Source organism: Halobacillus sp. ABD4_316, assembly GCF_056161385.1.
In genome coordinates, this window is record NZ_JBSWZA010000002.1 from 53,329 (window position 1) to 74,656 (window position 21,328).

22 protein-coding genes are annotated in these 21,328 nt (G+C 49.8%); 16 read left to right on the forward strand and 6 right to left on the reverse strand.

Annotation, left to right across the window (positions count from 1 at the left end; all coding sequences use genetic code 11):
- Window positions 1-61: 61 nt before the first annotated feature.
- Both splB and ACXAJH_RS07440 read right to left on the reverse strand, forming a co-directional pair.
- On the reverse strand, window positions 62-1,090 hold the full coding sequence (splB, locus tag ACXAJH_RS07435; RefSeq protein WP_474970143.1) for a spore photoproduct lyase: 1,029 nt from the start codon (window positions 1,088-1,090) through the stop codon (window positions 62-64).
- The gene (locus tag ACXAJH_RS07440; RefSeq protein ID WP_474970142.1) at window positions 1,084-1,344 is read right to left on the reverse strand and encodes a transcriptional regulator SplA domain-containing protein; all 261 of its coding nucleotides are present in this window, start codon (window positions 1,342-1,344) and stop codon (window positions 1,084-1,086) included. The genes splB and ACXAJH_RS07440 overlap by 7 nt, the downstream gene beginning before the upstream one ends.
- Window positions 1,345-1,500: 156 nt before the next feature.
- Here ACXAJH_RS07440 and ACXAJH_RS07445 point away from each other — a divergent pair, with 156 nt between their 5' ends.
- The 5 genes from ACXAJH_RS07445 (at window position 1,501) to ACXAJH_RS07465 (ending at window position 5,710) form a co-directional block, all read left to right on the forward strand.
- Entirely contained in the window at window positions 1,501-2,043 is a 543-nt protein-coding gene (locus ACXAJH_RS07445) for a GNAT family N-acetyltransferase (protein WP_474993491.1), read from the forward strand.
- A 336-nt stretch (window positions 2,044-2,379) separates the two neighbouring features.
- Window positions 2,380-3,243: a nucleoid occlusion protein gene (gene noc, locus ACXAJH_RS07450; RefSeq protein ID WP_474970140.1), complete on the forward strand. Its 864-nt coding sequence runs from the start codon at window positions 2,380-2,382 to the stop codon at window positions 3,241-3,243.
- Window positions 3,244-3,355: 112 nt separating this feature from the next.
- Window positions 3,356-4,129, forward strand: coding sequence for a ParA family protein (locus ACXAJH_RS07455; protein WP_027955880.1), 774 nt, complete (start codon window positions 3,356-3,358; stop codon window positions 4,127-4,129).
- Complete coding sequence (locus tag ACXAJH_RS07460; RefSeq protein ID WP_474993493.1) at window positions 4,110-4,943, forward strand: ParB/RepB/Spo0J family partition protein; 834 nt, start codon at window positions 4,110-4,112, stop codon at window positions 4,941-4,943. The genes ACXAJH_RS07455 and ACXAJH_RS07460 overlap by 20 nt, the downstream gene beginning before the upstream one ends.
- A 62-nt stretch (window positions 4,944-5,005) precedes the next feature.
- Window positions 5,006-5,710 carry a DUF554 domain-containing protein gene (locus tag ACXAJH_RS07465; RefSeq protein ID WP_474970138.1) on the forward strand — a complete coding sequence of 235 codons (705 nt, stop codon included), beginning with the start codon at window positions 5,006-5,008 and terminating at the stop codon, window positions 5,708-5,710.
- A gap of 2 nt (window positions 5,711-5,712) precedes the next feature.
- Here the strand turns inward: ACXAJH_RS07465 and yyaC are convergent, their stop codons facing one another.
- Window positions 5,713-6,339 (reverse strand): spore protease YyaC, encoded by a 627-nt coding sequence (yyaC, locus tag ACXAJH_RS07470; protein WP_474970137.1) that lies wholly within the window; start codon window positions 6,337-6,339, stop codon window positions 5,713-5,715.
- A gap of 89 nt (window positions 6,340-6,428) precedes the next feature.
- Here yyaC and ACXAJH_RS07475 point away from each other — a divergent pair, with 89 nt between their 5' ends.
- The 7 genes from ACXAJH_RS07475 (at window position 6,429) to rpsR (ending at window position 11,135) form a co-directional block, all read left to right on the forward strand.
- A complete protein-coding gene (locus ACXAJH_RS07475) occupies window positions 6,429-7,448 on the forward strand; it encodes a YkvI family membrane protein (protein WP_474970136.1) in 1,020 nt (339 codons plus the stop codon).
- Window positions 7,449-7,498: 50 nt separating this feature from the next.
- The gene (locus ACXAJH_RS07480) at window positions 7,499-8,407 is read left to right on the forward strand and encodes a mechanosensitive ion channel family protein (protein WP_474970135.1); all 909 of its coding nucleotides are present in this window, start codon (window positions 7,499-7,501) and stop codon (window positions 8,405-8,407) included.
- 14 nt (window positions 8,408-8,421) lie between these two features.
- A complete protein-coding gene (locus ACXAJH_RS07485; RefSeq protein WP_474970134.1) occupies window positions 8,422-8,616 on the forward strand; it encodes a DUF951 domain-containing protein in 195 nt (64 codons plus the stop codon).
- Window positions 8,617-8,857: 241 nt separating this feature from the next.
- Window positions 8,858-9,955, forward strand: coding sequence for a redox-regulated ATPase YchF (gene ychF / locus ACXAJH_RS07490; protein WP_474970133.1), 1,098 nt, complete (start codon window positions 8,858-8,860; stop codon window positions 9,953-9,955).
- A 136-nt stretch (window positions 9,956-10,091) separates the two neighbouring features.
- Window positions 10,092-10,385 carry a 30S ribosomal protein S6 gene (gene rpsF / locus ACXAJH_RS07495; RefSeq protein WP_027955888.1) on the forward strand — a complete coding sequence of 98 codons (294 nt, stop codon included), beginning with the start codon at window positions 10,092-10,094 and terminating at the stop codon, window positions 10,383-10,385.
- Window positions 10,386-10,397: 12 nt separating this feature from the next.
- Window positions 10,398-10,886, forward strand: a complete 489-nt coding sequence (ssb, locus tag ACXAJH_RS07500; RefSeq protein ID WP_027955889.1) for a single-stranded DNA-binding protein — start codon at window positions 10,398-10,400, stop codon at window positions 10,884-10,886.
- Window positions 10,887-10,907: 21 nt separating this feature from the next.
- The gene (rpsR, locus tag ACXAJH_RS07505; protein ID WP_027955890.1) at window positions 10,908-11,135 is read left to right on the forward strand and encodes a 30S ribosomal protein S18; all 228 of its coding nucleotides are present in this window, start codon (window positions 10,908-10,910) and stop codon (window positions 11,133-11,135) included.
- A gap of 56 nt (window positions 11,136-11,191) precedes the next feature.
- Here the strand turns inward: rpsR and ACXAJH_RS07510 are convergent, their stop codons facing one another.
- Complete coding sequence (locus tag ACXAJH_RS07510) at window positions 11,192-11,629, reverse strand: Rrf2 family transcriptional regulator (protein WP_474970640.1); 438 nt, start codon at window positions 11,627-11,629, stop codon at window positions 11,192-11,194.
- 179 nt (window positions 11,630-11,808) lie between these two features.
- Between ACXAJH_RS07510 and hmpA the strand changes: the two genes are divergently transcribed.
- Complete coding sequence (gene hmpA, locus ACXAJH_RS07515) at window positions 11,809-13,032, forward strand: NO-inducible flavohemoprotein (protein WP_474993495.1); 1,224 nt, start codon at window positions 11,809-11,811, stop codon at window positions 13,030-13,032.
- A 2-nt stretch (window positions 13,033-13,034) separates the two neighbouring features.
- Here hmpA and ACXAJH_RS07520 read toward each other — a convergent pair whose 3' ends face one another.
- Window positions 13,035-13,667, reverse strand: a complete 633-nt coding sequence (locus ACXAJH_RS07520) for a YczE/YyaS/YitT family protein (RefSeq protein WP_474993497.1) — start codon at window positions 13,665-13,667, stop codon at window positions 13,035-13,037.
- A 527-nt stretch (window positions 13,668-14,194) separates the two neighbouring features.
- Window positions 14,195-15,844, reverse strand: coding sequence for a peptide ABC transporter substrate-binding protein (locus tag ACXAJH_RS07525; RefSeq protein WP_474994112.1), 1,650 nt, complete (start codon window positions 15,842-15,844; stop codon window positions 14,195-14,197).
- 303 nt (window positions 15,845-16,147) lie between these two features.
- On the opposite strand from ACXAJH_RS07525, the gene ACXAJH_RS07530 reads away from it, so the two are divergent.
- The 3 genes from ACXAJH_RS07530 to ACXAJH_RS07540 all read left to right on the forward strand — a co-directional run bounded on the left by ACXAJH_RS07530 (window position 16,148) and on the right by ACXAJH_RS07540 (window position 20,919).
- A complete protein-coding gene (locus ACXAJH_RS07530; protein WP_474993498.1) occupies window positions 16,148-17,308 on the forward strand; it encodes a pyridoxal-phosphate-dependent aminotransferase family protein in 1,161 nt (386 codons plus the stop codon).
- 3 nt (window positions 17,309-17,311) lie between these two features.
- Window positions 17,312-18,898 (forward strand): phosphoglycerate dehydrogenase, encoded by a 1,587-nt coding sequence (serA, locus tag ACXAJH_RS07535; RefSeq protein WP_474970128.1) that lies wholly within the window; start codon window positions 17,312-17,314, stop codon window positions 18,896-18,898.
- Window positions 18,899-19,401: 503 nt separating this feature from the next.
- Window positions 19,402-20,919, forward strand: coding sequence for an AbgT family transporter (locus ACXAJH_RS07540; protein ID WP_474970127.1), 1,518 nt, complete (start codon window positions 19,402-19,404; stop codon window positions 20,917-20,919).
- Window positions 20,920-21,328: the final 409 nt, after the last annotated feature.

The following is a 21,328-nucleotide window of genomic DNA, read 5'->3' on the forward strand; positions in this document are numbered from 1 at the left end:
AACTGGTTAACACAGGCTTTTGCTACAGCCAAAAGGCCTCTATATGGAGGCCTTTTTTGTTTCACGTGAAATATTCAAGGCTTGCTTCAGGGAAGTATTTGGCAATGTAGCCGCCGAGGACATTCTTCATCTCTTCCTGTTCATCTTTTTGGTAGACGTACTTTCCGATGCCATAGCGCCCCCATTTGTATTTGCGTTTCTCTTCGTCCATTTCAAGTTTTGTCATCGGATAGTTTTTCTGAATGACGCGTTTGGCCGGTTTTGTAAACCGGTGCTGGATCAGTTCAAACGTCAGATCCTGTACAGCGTGGTCCGGGAGTCTGTCCTGAAGTTTTTCAAACAACTCTTTGTACCCTGCCTTCCAATCTTCATACAGATAGATCGGGGCGATGATGAAGCCCAGCGGGTAACCGGCTTCGGCCACTTTCACGGCGGCACCGATACGGTCATCGAGCCTTGATGTGCCCGGCTCCAAATATTTAATGACATAATCAGCATTCATACTGAAGCGGAACCGTGTGCGTCCGTTATGCTTCGCATCCAACAGGTGATCCACATGCGCGAATTTTGTCACGAACCGGAGCTGACCGTATTCAGACTGCCCGAAATATTCGATCGCCCGTTTCAAGGAATGAGTCAAGTGATCGACGCCGACAATGTCAGACGTACAGGAGGCTTCAAAGCGGGTCATTTCCGGTGCCCGCTCCTTCATGTACTGCTCCGCAGAGTCGAGCACTTCATCGACGTTCACATACGTACGGATATACGGCTTGCTGCCCATCGTCGTCTGCAGGTAACAATAATGGCAGTGGCCCATACAGCCTGTCGCAAGAGGGATGGCATATTCTGCTGACGGCTTGGACGTATCAAATTTCAATGTTTTTCTTACACCGACGACAAGGGTGGATTTGGCTATCCGGTACTTTTGGAAATCATTTTCCCCCGGCAGGTTCCGGACCTGGTTATGGGAGGTGGTTTCCCGGATTTCAATTCCCATGTCTTCGAATTTTTCCTTTAATTCCCGGCCTAAGGGGTATTCCAGGGCCCGGGGTTCAATATAAACAAGTTCTGGTACGAATGGCTTTACCACAGCTGTCCCTCCGATTCAGCCCCGCCGCCGAAGGCATCGTAATAGGCCCTTTCCGCTTCGCCTTCGGAAGCATACACAGCGATGTTTTCGTCGAGTGGAAAATACGTTTCGTACAAAAACAGAGCCAGTTCGCCCGGCTGTTCCGGATTATTGACGACGGCTGCTTCCTGTACATTCGCCACATCATACGTGTGTGGATTGCGGTAGATGACATATACGACATCTCCCGCCTTATAGGACGGTTGAATTTCCATACGGACACCTGCTCTCATAAAATTGGTTATGCTGCTATTCCTTGTCCATTTGTGCTCATGTTTCCACTAAGCCAGCTTTTTTATTATGAAATTCGATGTTAATAAAAGGAATTCCAGTCTCCTGTCCAGAAAAGGGAAAGCAGGAGGATGAGATGTATGACATGGCTTTTGAGAACAGAACGTCTGATGTTAGAGCCTTTTACAGAAGATCTAATAGAGAAAACGGCAGAACTCGCGGGAGATCCGGAAGTGGCGGCAACGACATTCGTTCCCCATCCCTATACGATCGAACACGCGAAGGAATGGATCGCTTCCCATGATTCCTGGATGGAGGAAAAGAAAGCTTTTCCTTTTGCCGTAAAGCAGAAGAAAGATGATGGACTGCTGGGGACGATGACGCTCCGTATCGATGAGGCACACCAAAAAGGCGAACTCGCCTATTGGATCGGCCGGCCCTACTGGGGACACGGCTATGGATCCGAAGCAGCCCGGCGGGTCGTCCGGTTCGGTTTGGAGGACATCGGCCTGCACCGTATCTGGGCTGCAGCGATTTCCGACAACCCGGCCTCTACGCGCGTCATGCAAAAAGCCGGTCTCACTTACGAAGGAACCTTGAAGGAGGATATGCTTCATAGAGGGGAATTCAAGGATATTGACGTGTACGGACTCGTTCGTGGATCACAGCGACGTTCCATGTGAAACAAAAGCGCCTGCTTTCAGGCGTTTTTTTGCTAGGCACAGGCATAGAACAAAATTTATCGACGAAATCTGTCATAGGGAGAGAAAGGGAAAAACGCATCAAACCGGCACGGATTTTCAAGGATCCCGCCGGTTTCGACAGGGGAAGGATGTAAAATCTTCGTTCATCAAGATACTTTTCCCTGTATAAATGTGATAAAATAATGAGAGAAAAGAAAACGGCATACGTGTGCGCAGCAGCGTCTACAGCCTGCGGCGCTTTTTATGTTTCAAACCATTCCTTTCATTCTTAATAATAAAGGCGTATGCTTGATCGTATAAAGGTGGTGTCTGATCGTGTTACATCCTTTTGGTCGTTTATTCGGGCTTGGGGACAAACCGGAATCGGATAATGACAACAATGAGGAACAAGGCTACAGTCCCGATGAAGTTGTACAGGTTCCCGTAGATCGTGTACAGCCTAACCGCTATCAGCCACGAGCGATTTTTAACAGCGAGAAGATCAGCGAACTTGCCCAGACGATACATACGCATGGGATGATTCAGCCGATCGTTCTCCGTCGGTTAAATGAAGAAGAATATGAATTGATTGCCGGTGAACGCCGGTGGCGCGCTGTCCAGTCACTCGGATGGGAGACCGTACCGGCGATCATCCGTGATATGAATGACTCCCAGACGGCGTCGGTGGCCTTGATTGAGAACCTGCAGCGGGAGGAATTAACCGTCATTGAAGAAGCGCTCGCCTATGCGAAGCTGATTGAGCTTCATCAACTGACACAGGAGGCCCTGGCTCAGCGTCTCGGTAAAAGCCAGTCGACCATTGCGAACAAAATCCGGCTTCTGAAGCTGCCGGAATCCGTCCAGCAGGCCATCATGGACAAGCAGATTACGGAGCGTCACGCCCGTGCCCTGATCGCGTTAAAGGATCCGGAAGTACAGGAACAGGTACTGAAGGAAATCATTGAAAAGCAGCTGAACGTAAAGCAGACGGAGGAACGGATTGCCAAGCTTTCCGATCCAAAACCGAAGAAAAAGAAACCTACCCTCAAAGGGGTGAACAAGGATATGCGGATTGCGATGAATACGATCCGCCAGTCGTTGAATATGGTGACAGATACCGGAATCGATCTGGAAACAGACGAGCAGGATCATGATGATTATTATCAAATCACCATTAAAATTCCGAAGAAAAAATCATAACGTCCCGTACCCATCTTGACTTTTTTAGTGGAGATGGGGCTTTTTTTAAGCTGTTCCGCCTATTTTCCGGGGGAAATGGTAGAATTATACTAAAACAGAGGCAGGTGACACCATGGGGAAAGTGATTTCCATCGCAAATCAAAAGGGCGGCGTCGGTAAAACGACGACAGCCGTCAATTTAAGTGCATGCTTGGCTTATCTCCATCATAAAGTCCTTTTAGTTGATATCGACCCGCAGGGAAACGCCACGAGCGGGATAGGTGTGGAAAAGGGGGAAGTGGATCAATGCATCTACAACGTTCTCATCGATGATGTGAAGGCGGACAAGGTCCGGACGGAAACGCTCGTGCAGAACCTCGATGCCATCCCCGCCACCATCCAGCTTGCCGGTGCAGAAATTGAACTGGTGCGGACGATTTCAAGAGAAGCGCAGTTGAAAAAGTCCATGGATCAATTGAAAGCGGATTACGACTATATCATTATTGACTGTCCGCCCTCTTTAGGCCTTTTGACGTTGAACGCCCTGACCGCTTCTGATACGGTATTAATTCCAGTCCAGTGTGAATATTATGCGCTTGAAGGATTGAGCCAGTTGTTGAACACCATCCGGCTTGTCCAGAAGCATTTAAATAAGCAGCTGATGATTGAAGGGGTCCTGCTGACGATGCTCGATGCCAGGACCAACCTCGGCATCCAGGTGATCGAAGAAGTGAAAAAATATTTCCAGGATAAGGTCTATCAATCGATCATCCCCCGTAATGTCCGGTTGAGCGAAGCTCCCAGCCACGGACGTCCGGCAATCCTGTATGATCCGAAATCAAGAGGAGCAGAAGTCTATTTAGAATTAGCAAAGGAAGTGATTACAAATGGTGAGAGGGTTAGGTAGAGGGCTGGATTCTCTGATTACCGGCTCCATGGAGGATGATGAACTGATTGATGTGTCTGTGGGCGCATGCCGGCCGAACCCGTACCAGCCCCGCAGACAGTTCGATCAAGAGGCCCTTGACGGACTTCAGCAGTCGATTGAAACCCACGGTATCCTCCAGCCTTTAATTGTCCGGAAAAGCATCAAAGGCTATGAGATTATTGCTGGTGAGCGCCGTCTGCGGGCAGCCAGGCAGGCGGAGCTGGAGACGGTTCCTGCCATCGTCAAGAATCTGACGGATGAGGAAATGATGGAGCTGGCTCTGCTGGAGAACCTGCAGCGTGAAGATCTCTCCCCGGTGGAGGAAGCCCGTTCCTATGAAAAGCTGATCAAGGAACTGAACGTCACGCAGGAAATTCTGTCCAAACGACTCGGGAAAAGCCGCTCGCACATTGCCAATCTCATCCGTCTTTTGTCGCTTCCACAGGAAGTGATCGAGCTGATCGAATCCGGCAGCCTCTCCATGGGCCATGGACGGGCTCTGCTCGGGTTGAAAGACCGGTCGGAGCAGGTTACACTCGCCGGCCGGATCGTCAAAGAATCCCTCAATGTCCGGCAGGTGGAGCGGCTGATCCACGAAAAGAACCAGACACGTGCGAAAGATAAAAAGCAGCCGAAACCGGCCGATGTGTTTTTGAAGGAGCGGGAAACCGATCTGAGAAACCGGCTCGGTACGGCTGTGAAAATCCAAAAAGGCCGTCGGAAAGGGAAAATTGAGATCGAATTTACCAATGAAGCGGATTTGGAGAGAATTCTCGATATGTTCCAGGAGTAACGCGTACAGACCAGGGGCCTCAGGGTCTCTGGTTTATTTTTGTGTGAGGAGGTCGAAAGCCGATGGTTTTAACAGGAGCTCTCGTCAATGGACTCTGTATCGCTGTAGGTACAGGGCTTGGTCTATTTTTCACAAAAATCCCTGAGCGGTTTAAGGAAACGGTCATGAACGGGATCGGTCTTGCCGTTCTTTTGATCGGGCTGCAGATGGCGTTCGAAACAGAAAACATCGTCATCGTTCTGCTTAGTCTGCTGCTCGGCGGCTTGATCGGGGAGGCAGCTTCTCTTGAGGAAAAGCTGCAGTCCACAGGCCGGTGGCTGGAGGAAAAATTCAGCCGCCCGGGTCAGGAAACACGGATCGCACAAGGATTCATCACCGCCTCCCTCATTTTCGTCATCGGGGCGCTGGCGGTTCTGGGTGCCCTGGATAGTGGTCTGCGCCAGGACCATGAAGTGCTGATCACAAAAGGGATCATCGACGGATTCGTGGCGCTCGTCCTGACCTCGACGCTCGGATTCGGCGTGTTGTTTTCTGTCGTACCCGTCGTGTTATATGAAGGAGGCATCGCCCTCCTGGCGACGCAGATCAATGCCTGGGTGCCGGAAGCGATCCTTGATCAATTCATCGTGGAAATGACGGCAGCCGGCGGTCTGCTGATCACAGCCATCGGGCTGAATATGCTGAATATAACCAAAATCCGCACAGCCAACCTGCTGCCTTCGCTGCTGATGGTTGGAGTGATTCTCTGGGTCTACCAGTGGTTTTAATGTTACTGGATCCGTTTGTGAATGACCGGCCGGGACGTTGTGAACGCCTGGAACGGCCGTGTCTCCATGCTTGTTTTCTTCCGCTTCGCTTCGGTCATCTGAATGGCTGCGGCCACTTTAGCCGCCATCTGCATGACGACGTGAAGCCGTGTGTTCTGCAGGACGACATGCTCCATGAATCCACTGACATTGACCATCCCGCTGATATGGATCTGCCCTACCGGGGGCAGGTCCTTTTTTAATGCGGAGCCCGGGTTCAAGGACCCTTTACCGAGAACAACGGAACCGACAGAGGAAGATTTGCCGAGGCAGGCGTCAACAGCGAGAATGTACGGGTTTACATGTTCCCGGTGGATGGCAGACAGCCGTTCTTTCAGGTTCAGGGCGTGAAGCGGTTCTTCCAGTGTGCCATATATATGGAAGGTATCCAGTAATTGATCGTGAAGCATCGACCCGACGAGCGGACCGAAGGAATCTCCCGTGGAACGGTCGGTTCCGATACAGGCGACGACAATGTCCTTCGACGGGGGAAGCCAGTCATTCAAATAGTCGGCAAGCTGATCACTCATGGCCGGGTCTTCAGTGCTGACGCGTTTCTCTTCTTTGGAAAACTTGTCCTTGAAATTCATAGCTTCTCCTCCAGACACATAGTAGTAACAGTATATAAGGTTGTCCTTGGTTCTATACGTCGCAAATACATAGATGTGGAGGAACGGTCATGATAAAAGCGGGTTGTAAGTGGATGTTTTTGATTGTCGGAACGATGATAGGGGCCGGCTATGCTTCCGGAAGAGAGCTGTGGCAGTTTTTTGGTGATGACAGCAGTCTGGCCATCCTCTTGTTTTCGATTATGTTCATCTTCTGCTGCTGGGTGATTTTGTCAATCAGTTTCAAGCTGGAAAGCGGCCATTATCTCCCTGTCCTCCGCGCGGTCGTCGGCCGTCGTCTGACCGGCGTATATGACTGGATGATCATCGTCTATCTGTTTACGACGACGGTCATTATGCTGGCAGGCAGTGGAGCGACCCTGCAGGCCTTCAACTTCTCTTATAAGTTCGGGGTCGTTCTGATTATCATTCCGCTTATTCTCCTGTTTGTATGGGACGTCAAAGGGATCGTCGTCGTGAACAGCTTTGTTCTGCCGCTGCTGATTGCAGGTCTGTTATTCGTCCTCATCTTATTCATCAAAGATCAGGACCTGTCCCTTTTCGGCCATGTGCATGAGATGAGCAACTGGCTGGCGGCGTTTCCTTTTACCGCACTGAACATCCTGCCTTTGATTGCTGTCCTCGGGGCGATCGGCAACCAGGTCAGACGCAAAGGAGAGATCTGGGTGGCCAGTATCGGAAGCGGTGTGGTCCTCGGAGTCGTTTCCTACCTCTATAACAACAGTCTGATCCAAATTGCAGAAGACATCATTTTGTATGAAATCCCCCTTTTCGCGATTCTTAAACATTATCCGTACGAAATGATGATCTTCATGTCGGTGATGCTCTGGATTGCCATTTTCACCACCGCGGCCTCCGGCACACTCGGGCTCGTCACAAGGTTCCGGGATTACGTCCGGCAGCCGCTCTGGATTCTGGCGATGATGGTGATTGCCATCATGCTTCCTTTCACTTCTTTCGGTTTCTCCACGTTAATTGAATACTTGTATCCGCTGTACGGCATCCTGAATTTATACGTGCTCCTTGCCCTTCTTTTATACCCCGTTCTTTCCAGATTCAAAATTCGCTGAAAACCTGTTAAAATGAATGTCATATTCATAGACGTACAGGAGGGAAAGCGGTGAGTGAGCCAACGAAAGCTGTGGAGGATGCCAAAACACAGTGGGAGGAACTTGTCAGTTATGTCAAAGATCCGGAGATTTGGTGGAGTTACGGAATCGGCGCGTTGAAGATCATTATGATCATTGTGCTGTCTCTGCTGATTATCCGGATCGGGCGCGGTTTGATTGCGCAGTTTTTTGCGAATAAACGCAGGGGGCCATTTCAAATTACCCAGCGCCGGGAAGCGACGCTGAACAAGCTGGTCGTCAATGCGTTGTCCTATGTCGTCTACTTTGTTGCCTTTATTATGATTTTGGAGACGCTGACGATCAACATCGCTGCACTCCTTGCCGGTGCCGGTGTAGCAGGCCTTGCGATCGGCTTCGGGGCCCAGAACCTTGTGCGCGACGTGATTTCCGGCTTCTTCATTATCTTTGAAGATCAGTTTTCCGTCGGCGACTATATCCAGACCTCCGGTGTCGAAGGCTTCGTCGAAGAAGTCGGTCTCCGGACGTGTAAGGTGAAAGCATGGACAGGCGAAGTCCATATTCTGCCGAACGGCAATGTAACTCAGGTGACCAACTATTCCATGCACAACAGTGTGGCGGTCGTCGATGTGAAAGTGGCCTATGAGGAGGACATCGAGCGGGCCGAGCAGGTCATTTCAAAACTGCTTGAGGAACTGCCGGAACGTTATGAGGAAATCATCACTATGCCGGAACTCCTTGGTGTTCAGAACCTCGGAGCATCGGAAGTCGTGATGCGTGTGATCGCTGAGGTTAACCCGATGGAGCACTGGGCGGTGGCACGGGTGATCCGTAAAGAAGTGAAAAACCGGCTGAATCAGGAAGGCATTGAAATTCCGTTTCCTCGTATGGTCATGTATTCCCGGCATAACGAGAACGAGAATGAAGCGGTCGATCAATAAGGAGGAGCACAGTTATGGCAGAGAAATCCTATCAACTCAATGATGTGGTGGAGATGAAAAAACCGCACCCCTGCGGCGAGAACCGCTGGAAAATCATCCGCATGGGGGCGGATATCCGGATCAAATGTGAAGGCTGCGGACACAGTGTCCTCGTCCCGCGCCGGAAGTTTGAAACGAAGATGAAAAAAGTGCTGGAACCGAGTGAATGAACGAAAGCCTTCCCTTTGACAGGGGAGGTTTTTTTATGGAAAGAGGAAAAAAAGGACAAACTTCCATTATTCGGTCTGTTTCTTTGCAAAGGGTGAATTTGTTATAGTGGAAAATGGACTTTTGGGCTGTGCTTTTCCCCGTAAGGACGGGACGGCGCAGGTTGTTATTTTCAAGTACAGAATCTATAATAAAGTGGACTAACATGCATGTATGTAAATCCTTAAGGAGTGAAAGTCTCATATGGCACTAACAGCTGGAATCGTAGGTTTACCGAACGTAGGGAAATCTACGTTGTTTAACGCAATTACACAGGCAGGCGCTTTATCCGCCAACTATCCGTTCGCCACAATAGATCCGAACGTCGGGATCGTGGAAGTACCGGATTCGCGGCTGGAAAAGCTGACCGAGCTCGTGAACCCTAAGAAAACTGTTCCGACCGCATTTGAGTTTACTGATATCGCCGGCATCGTCAAAGGCGCAAGTAAAGGGGAAGGTCTCGGCAACCAGTTCCTCTCCCATATCCGCCAGGTGGATGCGATCTGCCACGTTGTACGCGCATTCGAAGATGAAAACATCACCCACGTTTCCGGTCAGGTCGATCCGATTACCGATATCGAAACGATCAACCTCGAACTGATCCTAGCCGACCTTGAGACGGTTTCGAAGCGTCTGGACCGTGTAGCTAAGCTTGCCCGTCAGAAGGACAAGGACGCCGTTGCTGAATATGCCGTTCTTGAAAAGCTGAAGGAAGCATTGGAAGCTGAAACACCCGCCCGCGCTGTCGAATTCAGCACCGATCAGGAAAAAGTCGTGAAAGGTCTCCATCTTTTAACTTCCAAGCCTATCCTCTATGTGGCTAACGTAAGTGAAGATGAAATTGGCGAAGGTGACAATGACAAAGTGAAGCAGATCCGTGAATTTGCGGCTAAAGAGAACGCAGAAGTCATTGTCGTCTGTGCAAAAATCGAGTCTGAAATCGCTGAGCTTGATGGCGATGAAAAGGACGAATTCCTGGACGATCTTGGAATCGAGGAATCCGGTCTTGATCAATTGATCAAAGCGACCTACAACCTGCTCGGCCTGGCGACATATTTTACTGCCGGCGAACAGGAAGTGCGCGCCTGGACCTTTAAGGAAGGCATGACCGCTCCACAGGCGGCCGGTATCATTCACACGGACTTCGAGCGCGGCTTCATCCGTGCTGAGACAGTGTCCTATGAGGATCTGGTTGATGCTGGAACAATGGGCGTTGCTCGTGACCGCGGCCGTGTCCGCCTTGAAGGAAAAGAATATCTGGTCAAAGACGGCGACGTCATCCATTTCCGTTTCAACGTATAAACGGGGAACCTTCCGCAAAAGGTTGTAAAGTGGGGACAAGTTTGTTACAATACTATATTGTGAGTAATTAAACGAATTACTCCTTGCTCCTCTTTACGAAAAAGGAGCCGTTAAGTCCATAAGGAGGTGAAAACGGATGAATAGAAAATACGAAATCATGTATATCATCCGCCCAGATATCGAGGAGGAAGCGAAAACGTCTGTCAAAGATCGTTTCAGCAAAATCCTTACAGATAACGGAGCGGAGATCCAGGAAGTTAAAGAACTAGGCAAGCGCCGTCTTGCTTACGAAATTAACGACCACCGTGATGGAATCTACGTAACAGTTGATTTCAACGGTACACGTGAAGCGATCAATGAATTCGACCGTCAGGCGAAGTTCACGGATGATATTATCCGCCACATCGCAGTACGCGAAGATGACAAATAAGGAGTGATTCTGGTGTTAAATCGTGTCGTACTAGCCGGCAGATTGACGAAGGATCCTGATTTACGCTATACGCCAAACGGAGTAGCTGTCGCCAACTTTACGATCGCTGTCAACCGCCCGTTCTCAAACAATCAGGGAGATCGCGATGCCGATTTCATCAACTGTGTCGTTTGGAGAAGAGCAGCGGAGAACCTTGCGAATTTCATGAGTAAAGGCAGTCTTGTCGGAGTGGACGGACGTCTACAGTCCCGCAGTTTCGACAATCAGGAAGGCAAGCGTGTGTTTGTAACCGAAGTCGTTGCAGACAGCGTACAATTCCTTGAATCCAAGGGTGGTTCTTCGCAGGGCGGAGGAAACCGTGGAGGTTCAGGATACCAGCCAAATCAGAATCAACCATCAGGAAACAACTTCGGTTCCAATAATAATAATCAACGAAACGATGATCCATTCGCAGATAATGGCGAACCCATCGATATATCAGATGACGATCTACCATTTTAATCAGAAAGGAGTGAATGCTACATGGCACGTCGTGGACGCGGAAAACGTAAAAAGGTGTGTTTCTTCACAGCTAACGGAATCACACACATCGACTATAAAGATGTTGATTTGCTGAAACGTTTCGTCTCTGACCGTGGAAAAATTCTTCCTCGTCGAGTAACTGGAACTTCTGCTAAATATCAGCGTAAATTGACAAAAGCGATCAAACGCTCTCGTCAAATGGCCCTGCTTCCTTACTCTACTGAGTAATAGCAGCGTTACTAAAAACCGTGAAGTCTTTTATAGACTTCACGGTTTTTTTATGTTCAGGCGAGCCCCATCAGCTTCTGCAGTTCTCCCCGATTATCCAGTAAGTCCGCCAGTGTATAGCTGTCCAGCACTTGAAAGAATGCGGCCAGAGCTTCGTGCAGGGCACGTTTCAGCCGGCACGCCGGTGTAAGGACGCAGTAATCCGATCCACAGTCAAAGCACTCCAACAGATGGAAATTATCCTCCATCGCCCGTACGACGCTTCCAATATTTATATCTTTCGGTTCTTCAGCCAGACGAATTCCTCCAGCTCTTCCCCGGATCGTTTCAATCAGACCGAGCCTGCTCAATTCATGAATGATTTTCCCCAGATGGTTTTCAGATATATGAAACACCTCGGAAATTTCCTTTTTGTTCGCCAGGGCACCGTCTTCCTTGGACCCGGCAAACATCAGTACCCTCAGGGCATAATCCGTATATTTCTTTAGCTGCATGTCCGGCACCCCTTCTTGTTTTCTATTTCTTTTATCATACCACATGCATTTCTATGAAAAGGGGAGAGAAGACTGCCTTCGAATTGTCAAATCTTTTTGTGGAAAAGACGTTGCAGAAGAATTATCTTTCGATACAATAAAGGTGTATATAAAATACATCTTTTAAAGGGGTTTGAATGATGACCAATCACGTTAAACATCCACTTGATGAAAGAACGGTACGGATTATTAAGGCAACGGTTCCTGTGCTGGAGGAGCATGGAGAGACGATTACGACCTTGTTTTACAAACGACTTTTTGAAAATTATCCGGAGCTTAGAAATATCTTCAACCAGACCCACCAACGGGCGGGAGATCAGCCGAGAGCCCTGGCAAATATGGTTTACATGGCAGCTCTTCATATCGAAAACCTTGGCGAGGTGCTTCCTCAGGTCAGAACAGTTGCGGAAAAGCATCGAAGCTTGAATGTTCAGCCGGAACATTACCCCATTGTTGGTGAATATCTGCTGAAAGCGATGAAGGAAGTGCTTGGCGAGCAGGCGACGGATGAAGTTATTGAAGCCTGGGGAGAGGCTTATGGTGTCATTGCAGGTGTTTTCATCGATGTCGAAAAAGACTTATATGAAGCAGCGGAGGATCAGAAAGGTGGCTGGTCAGACTGGAGGTTGATGCAGGTCGTTGATAAAGTGAAGGAAAGTGATGAAATGACGTCCTTTTACCTGGAGCCGGAAGACGAGCGCCCACTGCCCCGTTACAAAGCTGGTCAATACATTACGGTGAAAGCTGAGATCGAAGGAGAGTCCTATGATCATCTTCGTCAGTACAGCTTATCTGATGCTCCGGGCAGTGATCATTTCAGAATCACCGTCAAACGTGAGGCAGGATCCGAGGATGTTCCAGCCGGAATCGTTTCAACGTGGCTGCATGACCATGTGAATGTTGGAGATACGCTTCCAGTAAGCGTTCCGGCCGGTGATTTCCACCTGGATGACCGTAAGCGTCCGCTCGTTCTGATCAGCGGAGGGGCAGGATTGACTCCATTGATGAGCATGCAGAAGGAAGCTGCAGCCCGGCAGCCAGAACGGGATATTTATGTTATTCATGCGGCTAGGAACGGCAGGGTGCACGCATTCAAAGAGGATATGCTGAAAGAGAAGTCCTGCTTCGTTTATGAACAGCCGACAGAAGAAGATATCCGCTCGGACGCGTTTCATGAGCGGGGCTTCGTTGATTTGGATATCCTTCAGCGTACGGTTCCGAAAGATGCTGAATTTTATTTCTGCGGACCGAAGGGGTTTATGACAGCGGTGTACAGGAGTCTGACCGAGTGGGGTGTGAAGGAGGATGCGATGCACTATGAATTTTTCGGTCCTCAGGAAGCATTGGTACTGAGAGAATCGTAACGTTACGATTCTCTCAGTGGAGTGGCCTGGAAGGTACGCTGGTCGAACTGGTCGATCATCTTCATAAAGATGTTAATGGTATACCCGCTGAAAATGGTGATGATCACGGTGCCGATTCCCACGGCTCCTCCGAACAAGGCCGCCAGAATGACAAGAATGATGCTGATGAAGGCTCTCGATATCGAAACGTTCCATCCTGTTAAATCCTTAATCACAAGCATCATCCGGTCGAAGGGATTCGGTGCGAAATCTGCCTGAAGGTTCATCGCAATCCCGAAACCGGCAATGATCATGCCGCTGATCAGGCAGATAAACTGTACGGCTGCTGTTTCCGGCTGGATGGATTCTCTTAGAAGAAACACCCAGAAATCAATCCCTGCCCCTGTCATCAGGGAGGTGATGACAGCGAAAAGTTCCGGTTTTTTCTTCGATGCCGCCGCATTAAACAGGATCATCGTCAGGCCGACAACAATTTCCCAGCTGCCGATTGTCAATCCGAATGTCCGGTGCAGTCCTACAAGAAGGGCGTCAAAAGGAGAGGTACCGAGGGAGGATTGAATCGTCAAGGCAATACCGGCGGTCATAATGAAAAGGCCTGCCATATAATACAAGCCTCGGATGTAATGGCGTTTCATGACACCACCCCTTTTCTCGTTATCCTTAGACTATACAGCGGGAGTCACCCGTATTTCAAGAGGGAGGGTGTAAATGAAAGTAAAAAAGCAGGAGCTTATCGCTCCTGCCTTTCAAGCTGGTGAGTGAGGAACCTTGACCACCATTTGGGTAGAACGGTCACGTTCCGCTTATCGGTGGATGCCTGCCGCGGGCACGGCCTCAGCTGACTTGGGCAGAAAGAACACCTGCCCAAGTTAGCTGAGGCTTGTGCTGTTCCCGCAGGCGTCACCACCGAACGCTCCTCGTGACTTCACCAAATGATGAAGGATATGAAGTTTCTAAACGATCCTTGTTTTACAAGAACATGCCGCACGGGTCATGACAGGAACCCTGAACGATGTGTTGTATACGTGCAGGGAGACGTCCACTTACCGTAATCGAAAGCATTTTACTTGAATAAGGAAGACTGGAGGCGTTGGGGTAAATGGGAGTTATCTACATATAAAAAAGCAGGAGCTTATTGCTCCTGCTTTCTCTATGATATCTATTACTCTTCAACGTAAGCCCACTTGAATTCGAATTCAGGACCTGTTGCTGTAGAATATACGCCTTTGATGGACGGGCGGAACAGCTGTGCTTTGGCATCCTGATAGATAGGAGCCACGGCCTGATCTTCTTCAAGAAGCAGCTTCTCGGCTTCCAGGAAGGTTTCAAAACGCTTCGCCGGATCCTGGGCATACTCTGAATTGGCTTTGTCAATTAAGCTGTCATACTCTTCGCTGGAGTACGCCATGTTGTTGTTCTGACCATCTGTCAAATACATGTTCAAGTACGTGTTCGGGTCCACGTAGTCCGGTCCCCACGTAGCCGCTTCGATTTCGAATTCGGAATTGTTGTCACGGCGGACACGTTCCTTAAATGGTACTTCCAGAAGCTTGATCGTCAGGCCGTCCAGGTTTTCTTCTAGCTGGTTTTGGTAATACGCAAGGGCATCTTTGGATGTCCCTGTATCATCACCCAGCAGCTCGATTTCAACAGAATCTGTACCAAGTTCCTCAAGCGCCTTGCTCCAGTGCTCTTTTGCTTTCTCAACATTGGATTCTACAAGCGGCCCTTGTGCCTCGCGGAAATCTTCCTCACTGTCCGGCATGGACACGAAGTTGGATGGGACATAACCTTCTGCCGGAACAGATCCGTCATTCAGGATAACATCGACAAGACCTTGACGGTCGATCCCGTAGGAAATGGCCTTACGTACGTTTACATTGGCTAGCGCCTCGTTATTTTCCTGATTGAACTTGAAGAAATATAAGTATGGTTTTTCGACGACGTTGAACGCTTCGTTCGTACGATACTGGTCGACAAATTCCGCGTTCAATTCTGTCTGATCAATTTCACCGGACTCATAAAGGTTCACACCGGTGGAAACTTCTTTTACGACTTTGGCATTGATTTTCTCAAGCTGCACCGTTTCGTTATCCCAGTAGGAATCGCTCTTTTCGATCGACCAGCCTTCGCCGTGGCTCCATTCAGTCATTTCGAACGGTCCGTTGGAAATGGTATATTCCGCTTCTGTTGCGAACTTGTCCCCTTGTTCTTCAACATACTCCTGATTGAGCGGCATGAACGTGATGAAGACCGTCATGGACTCAAAGTAAGGAACCGGCTTTTCCAGTTCGACTTCAAGCGTTTTATCATCGACAGCTGTTGCTCCGAGGTCTTCCAGAGAAGCTTCCCCGTTGCTGATTTCAGTTGCATTTTTAATGATGCCACCAAGGAAGTATGGACCGTACTCGGATCCCACTTCCGGATCAACCGCTCTTCTCCACGCATAAACGAAATCGTCAGCGGTAACCGGGTCGCCGTTTGACCATTCGGCGTCACGCAGGTTGAATGTCCACGTCAGGCCGTCTTCGCTCACTTCAGAGCTTTCCGCCATTCCGTTGACAAGCTGGCTGTTTTCATCGAGTCGGTAAAGTCCCTCGTAGGTTTCCCCTGCCCATTGGAATCCGACGGAATCCGTAATCAAGGACGGGTCCATGCTTGGGATCTCACTTTTTGATGTAATCGTGATTTCCTGTTCTCCCGAAGCACTGCTTTCTTCTGTTCCTTCTGATGTTTCCTCATTACCTTCCCCTGATTCAGAAGATGTTTCGCTGTCCCCGCCGCTGCACGCTGCCAGTACAAGCACAAACATCAATCCGAAAAGCACCAACAGATGTTTTCTCAAAGTGACTCCCCCTATAGTTTAAATTTTCTAAAAATAATTACTTTTTGAATTATACAAATAAATAAGAAAAAAAGCAAAGTCTATTTTTGTCTAATCCTTTGGCATACGCGGGAAAACACCGGCTTATCCTGCTTTAAACAGAATATTCCCATTACATTGACATCGGGTTTACTTCTGATAGGATTATAGAATATCCAAATTCTTTTCTAACGTTTTAACGCGTCTAAAAGATGAAAAGAGAGCATTGAATAAATAGGAGGTACAAGTCGAATGAAGCGTGAATGGGATTTGCTTCATACTCCGGGACCGACGCCGATCCCGCCGAGTGTGGACCGCAGTATGAGTCAGCCGATGATTGGACACAGAGGAGAAAAATGCAAGGAATTGATGCAGGACATCGCCCCGAGGTTGAAGCCGGTCTTCGGTACATCCGGTGACGTTCTCGTTATAACAGGAAGCGGGACGTCCGCGCTGGAATCTGCTGTCGTCAATGTCACCCAGCCGGGAGATGAAGTGCTTGTCGTTGTGGCCGGTGCGTTCGGTGATCGTTTTGCCCAGATTTGTCAAACCTATGAATTGAATGTCCACCGCCTCGATGTCACATGGGGAGAGGCTGTAAAGGTCGATCAGGTGACACAGGCCCTCCAGGAGAACCCGGATATCAAGGCTGTATTCGTGACGCACTGTGAAACATCGACCGGAGTCATGCACCCGGTGGAGGCCGTCGCTGAAAAAGTGAAGGAAGTCAGTGAGGCGCTTGTTATTGTTGATGGTGTCTCTTCGATCGGCGGCGCTGGTTTGAATATGGACGCCTCTGGAATCGATATCTTAGTCTCCGGTTCGCAAAAGGCGATGATGCTCCCGGCGGGTCTTGCGTTTGTTGCCGTAGCGGATGCTGCATGGACAGTCATCGATCAGAATCCGAGACCGCGTTTTTATTTGGATCTGCGCGTCTACCGTAAGCAGCTGATGGCCGGTCAGACCCCGTACACTCCTGCTCTTTCCCTGCTGTTCGGCCTGCAGGAAGCGCTGCGTCTTTTAGAGGAAGAAACGTTGGAAAAAGTGTATGAACGTCATGCATTAATGAAGCAGATGACACGTGAAGCGTTTCAGGCTCTTCAGATTCCTCTGCTCGTTTCCGATGGAGAGGCATCCACGACGGTCACCTCCGTCCGGCCGGAAACGTTCGAAGCCGAGCAGTTGAGAAAACTGGCAAGAGAAGAATTCGGCCTGCAGCTTGCCGGCGGACAGAAACAGCTGAAGGGCGAAATCTTCCGTGTCGGTCACATGGGGTACTCCCGTCCGGCCAATGTTCTGCAGTATATCGGCATTATCGAAATCATTCTGAAGCACCTTGGTCATACGTTTGAACCGGGTGCGGGTACAGCAGCAGCTCAGGCGGCGTACCTCGATTTTACAAGGGAGGATTAATCCATGCACCGAGTGTTAATTAGTGATCCATTGAGTGAGGAAGGCATTAAACCGCTCCGTGAAGCGGATGATATCGAAATCATTAAGGAAACGTCCTTGTCCCATGAGGAACTGTTGGAAGCGGTCGGCTCCGCAGAAGCATTGATTGTCCGCAGTCAGACGCAGGTAACGCGTGAAGTCATTGAACATGGAACCCACCTGAAAATCATCGGCCGTGCCGGTGTCGGTGTTGATAACATCGATTTGGATGCGGCCACCGACAATGGTGTGATTGTCGTGAACGCCCCGGATGGCAATACGATTTCCACAGCCGAACACACCATGGCGATGCTCATGTCTCTGGCCCGCAACATCCCGCAGGCGTATCACCAGCTTCAGCAGAAACGCTGGGAACGCAAGAAATTCGTCGGTGTGGAGCTGAAGGATAAAGTGCTTGGAATTGTAGGCTTCGGAAGGATCGGCCGCGAGGTGGCCCAGCGCGCCAAAGGGCACCGCATGAAAGTCGTTGCCTTCGATCCTTTTCTTAATGAAGAAAAAGCACAGAAGGCAGGCGTCACCCACGGTACACTGGAAGAAGTACTCCAGCAGGCGGATTTCCTGACTGTACATACGCCGCTGATTGAAAAAACGAAGCACTTGATTAATGAAGAAGCGATTGCACTCATGAAAGACGGTGCCCGTATTTTGAACTGTGCCCGCGGAGGAATCGTGGAAGAGAATGCTTTATATGAAGCAGTTAAATCCGGGAAAATTGCGGGAGCGGCTCTCGATGTATTTGAAGAAGAACCGGCTACGGAGCATCCGCTGCTGTCCCTGCCTGAAGTGATTGCCACTCCTCACCTCGGTGCAAGTACCGTGGAAGCGCAGGAAAACGTGGCGACCGATGTCAGTGCCGACGTCCTTGAACTGCTGCGCGGAGGAACCGTGAGAAATCCGGTCAACCTGCCTTCGGTGTCTACCGAAATGATGGAGAAGCTGTCGCCATACTTTACGCTTTCCGAACGACTCGGTTCGTTTGTGTCCCGCATTGCAGAAGGCACCTTTGAAAAAATCAATGTCTACTACAGTGGGGAACTGCTCGACATCGATACGACGCCGCTGACGAGAATTGCGGTGAAAGGTATCCTCGGTCGATACATCGGCAGCCGGGTCAACGATGTTAACGCCTATAAAACAGCGGCAGATAAAGGCATTACAATCAATGAGCAGAAGTCTACGAAAACGAAAGGCTTCACGAACCTCATTACGGTGGAAATTGAAACCGATCAGGAAACACGCAGTGCAGCCGGTACCCGCTTGAATGGACTTGGAGCGAGGATCGTGCAGCTCGACCAATATTCCATTGATATCGTTCCGGAAGGTCATTTGATTGTTATTCACCATACGGACCAGCCTGGAGCCATCGGGCGTGTCGGCAGCCTGCTTGCCGAGCAGGACGTCAACATTGCAACGATGCAGGTGGGACGTGCGAATGAAGGTGGAGAAGCGGTCATGGTCTTAACCGTCGATAAAGCCATAGATAAGCAGGCGGCTGATCAGCTTTCTGAGATTGCCGACATCCGTCAGGTGGATTATTTAACCCTCAAATAACCAAAAGACCGGCCTGAGCAGACCGGTCTCAGCTTGTAGAGAAACCTCTGGTTCTTTACAAGCTTTTTTTCTGTCTTACCGCCAGGAGCATAAGCCCTTCCCTTTCCGCGCCCGCTCTTCCTCGCAAAACCCACGCTCAGCGATCCCGGCCCACTCGTTCTTCCGGAACGGTCTGCGGCCCATACGTAATTGGAAAAAGTTCATTTTCGATTATTTTCTGTCTAATAATTAGGGGTCGATCTTCTGTTGAACGGAAAATCGTTCTCTTTTTTTGGTGAGGTTACGAGGAGCATCCACCGATAAGTGGAACGAGGCCGCTCCGTATAGGGGGAACTTTATAAGGAGGAACGGACGATCTTGCCGTCTAATCGTCTGCCAGTGGGTTCATTTTGGTGTGGTTTTTGTAAAAGTGAATCATAAACTTTGACTTTGAGACAATCCCTTGTTAAATTTAATGCCGACCTTATTTGTAAGTATTAAATAAAAAAACAAGGAGGACCATTATGAATGCTCAACAAAAAGAAGCTTCTGCCCCGAAAAAGCTTCTCTTCCGTATATTAGACGGGATCGAGTGGCTGGGGAATAAACTGCCCTCTCCTTTGCTGCTGTTTGCCATTCTGGCAGCGCTTGTCGTGGTGATTTCCGGCATCTTTTCCGGTGTATCTGTCACCAACCCGACCTCAGGAGAAGTGGTCGAAGTCAAAAACCTATTCAGTCTCAGTGGACTGGATTATATATTCAACAGTGCCGTTGAAAATTTCATCGGTTTTCCGCCACTTGGCGCTGTTCTTGTAACGATGCTTGGTATCGGGCTTGCGGAACAGACAGGATTGATCAACGCCTCACTGAAGGGCATCGTCTTTTCCTTCCCGCGCCGCCTGCTTACAGCTGCGCTTGTATTTGCCGGTGTCATGTCCAGTGTGGCGGTTAACGCCGGATATGTTGTTCTTCCGCCGCTTGGCGCTGTCCTGTTCCTGGGACTGGGACGTCATCCGCTTGCCGGTCTGGCTGCGGCCTTCGCTGGTGTGTCTGGTGGTTTCGGTGCCAACCTGGCGCTGACGTCCACGGATGCCATTCTGCTTGAGTTGACGGCTGATGCGGCCGGTACCATTGACCCTGCCTACGCTGATACGATCACGGTGACGATGAACTATTTCTTTGCCGCTGCTTCGGTTGCGTTGATTACGATTGTCGGTACATTCGTAACTGATAAAATTGTAGAACCGCGTCTTGGCACTTATAAAGGGGACGAAGCCGGGGAGATTGATGAACTGACAGCCCTGGAGAAAAAAGGGATGCGCCGGGCCGGTATCGGTTTCCTGCTTACCTTCGCTTTGATGGCCTATCTTTCGTTCGGGCCGCTGCGCGGGGACGGGGCTTATATCGAATCACCGTTCTTCAACGCCCTGGTCTTTGTCATTTTCATCCTGTTCCTCGTCCCGGGACTGATTTACGGGATAGTCGTCAAGGAGATTACCAATGACAAAGACTTGACCAAGCTGTTAGGAAAAACGATGGCCACGATGAGCGGCTACATCGCTCTCGCCTTTACGGCTGGTCAGTTTATCGCTTACTTCCGTGAGACCAACCTTGGAACGGTCATCGCTTTCAGAGGCGCCGATTTTCTTGATTCCACAGGGTTTGACGGTATCGGGTTGATTCTGACGTTCCTCGGCCTGACGATGGTCGTCAACTTCTTTATCGGAAGTTCTTCGGCGAAATGGACGATTCTTGCACCGGTGTTCGTGCCGATCATGATGAATCTCGGATATTCCCCGGAATTCACGACACTGCTGTACCGGATCGCGGACTCTGTGACCAACATGATCACCCCGCTGCTCTTGTACTTCCCGGTGGTCATTGCATTTGCTCAGCGTTATGACAAGAAGCTCGGCATCGGTACCCTCATCTCCATGATGATTCCGTATTCGGTCGCCTTCCTGCTTGCATGGCTGCTGCTCTTGCTCGTCTGGGTCATTCTTGGCATCCCAGTCGGACCAGGAGCTCCAATCAGCTATTAATGAATCAACACAGATCATGAAAAAAAGGCCGGACTCCTTATAAGGAGTCCGGCCTTTCAGTCTGTAGAAAAAGTTCGTCCTATCCAGTTAGAGTTGTCCGCATGTCGTGTTCAGGGGGACACGTTCCGCTTATCGGTGGATGCTTGCCGCGGGCACGGCCTCAGCTAAATTGGTCAAGAAAACCATTTGACCAATTGGATCTTCGGCTCGCGCTGTTCCCGCAGGCGTCACCACCGAACGCTCCTCGTGCCGACGCCTGTGGGAAAACAGCTTTACCCTCTGATAAAAGAGAACGTTGAGCATCGCTCCTTCGCCGTTTTATAGGACATTACAGGGGTCGTTACTGCCGCTTGCGTGGGAAAAATCCTATCCATGACCAGGTATTGGAGTCACTAGAAAAAAAGTTTTT